The 1345-nt window shown below is 56.7% G+C and carries 1 protein-coding gene and 1 pseudogene; both read right to left on the reverse strand.

The window, feature by feature from the left end; all coding sequences use genetic code 11:
* Positions 1-273 (reverse strand): annotated as a pseudogene (locus tag AC1D1X_RS23470) (type IV pilus biogenesis/stability protein PilW); the annotation flags it as partial.
* The coding region (gene rlmN / locus AC1D1X_RS23475) for a dual-specificity RNA methyltransferase RlmN (RefSeq protein ID WP_477699367.1) at positions 270-1345 on the reverse strand (1076 nt) is incomplete at its 5' end. The gene rlmN and the pseudogene AC1D1X_RS23470, both read right to left, overlap by 4 nt.

Raw genomic sequence — 1345 nt, forward strand, 5'->3', positions numbered from 1 at the left:
GCGCAGGTTGTAGGCCTCCGCAAAAGTTGGATCCGTGGTCAGCGATTGCTTGATTTCGTCGAGAGCAACATTGGTTTGCCCCTGTTCGAAGTAGCCCGAAGCCAATTCAAGCCGAAGACGCGCACGCCTGCGCTGATCAGGTTCGTCTGATTCCGTAATAATGTCAGTGCGGTTGCCCGGAGACCCTGGAGCGCCTGCGTGATTGGCGCATCCTGCGAGCAATACTGCCAGCCAGCAGGCTGGAACCCAGATCATATTGGCGCGAAATCTCATGTACCCATCCCTTTGGCCACTACGACCTTGATTCCCCCGAGCATACCTTGCCGCTGCGCCGCCATGCGCTGATCCACACCTGTGCGGTCCTGTACATCGCCAGCCAGTTGCCCGCAAGCTGCATCGATATCGTCCCCCCGGGTTTTTCTGACGGTTGTCACAATACCCGCATCCATCAGGATTTTCGCAAATGCCATCACCTGCGGCATGTCAGAACGCTTCAACCCCGAAGCCGGAAATGGATTAAAGGGAATCAGGTTGAATTTGCAGGAGAGCCCTTGCGCCGCCTGGGCCCGAACCAGCGATACGAGCTGACGCGCATGCTCTGGCTGGTCGTTCACACCATCGAGCATGCAATACTCAAACGTGATGAAGTCCCGGGGTGCCGATGACTGATAGCGGGTACAAGCCGCAAGCAGTTCGGCTATGGGGTATTTTTTATTCAAAGGCACAAGGTTGTCGCGCAGCCCATCTTCCGGTGCATGCAGCGATACAGCCAAGGCTACCGGGCAGTCCCCGGCCAACCGATCAATCATGGGCACAACGCCCGATGTCGATACCGTCACCCGTCGGCGTGACAGGCCATAACCATGGTCGTCAAGCATGACCTTCAGGGCTGGCAGGAGCTGCGAGTAGTTCTGCAGGGGCTCACCCATGCCCATCATGACGACGTTGGAAATCACCCGTTCATCCCTGCCTAGATGCTGCCGCAGGAAATGCTCGGCAAACCATAGCTGGGAAACGATCTCTCCCGTGGTCAGGTTACGGCTGAAACCCTGGTGACCCGTGGAGCAAAACCGGCAACCGACAGCACAGCCGGCCTGCGAGGAAATGCACAAAGTTCCTCGGTCGGTTTCGGGAATAAAAACAGTTTCAATAATATCGCCTGCACCGACATCAAATAACCATTTGATGGTGCCATCGGCGGAATCGTGGCGGGAAACCACCGTGGGGCTTACGACCTGGGCTGATCCTGCCAGCTTGTCGCGCAGGGATTTTGCCAAATCCGTCATTTGCCCGAAATCTGCAACTCCTTTTTGGTGAATCCAGCGGAAAAGCTGCGTGGCCCGAA

This window comes from Polaromonas sp. P1_G4 (genome assembly GCF_056405475.1).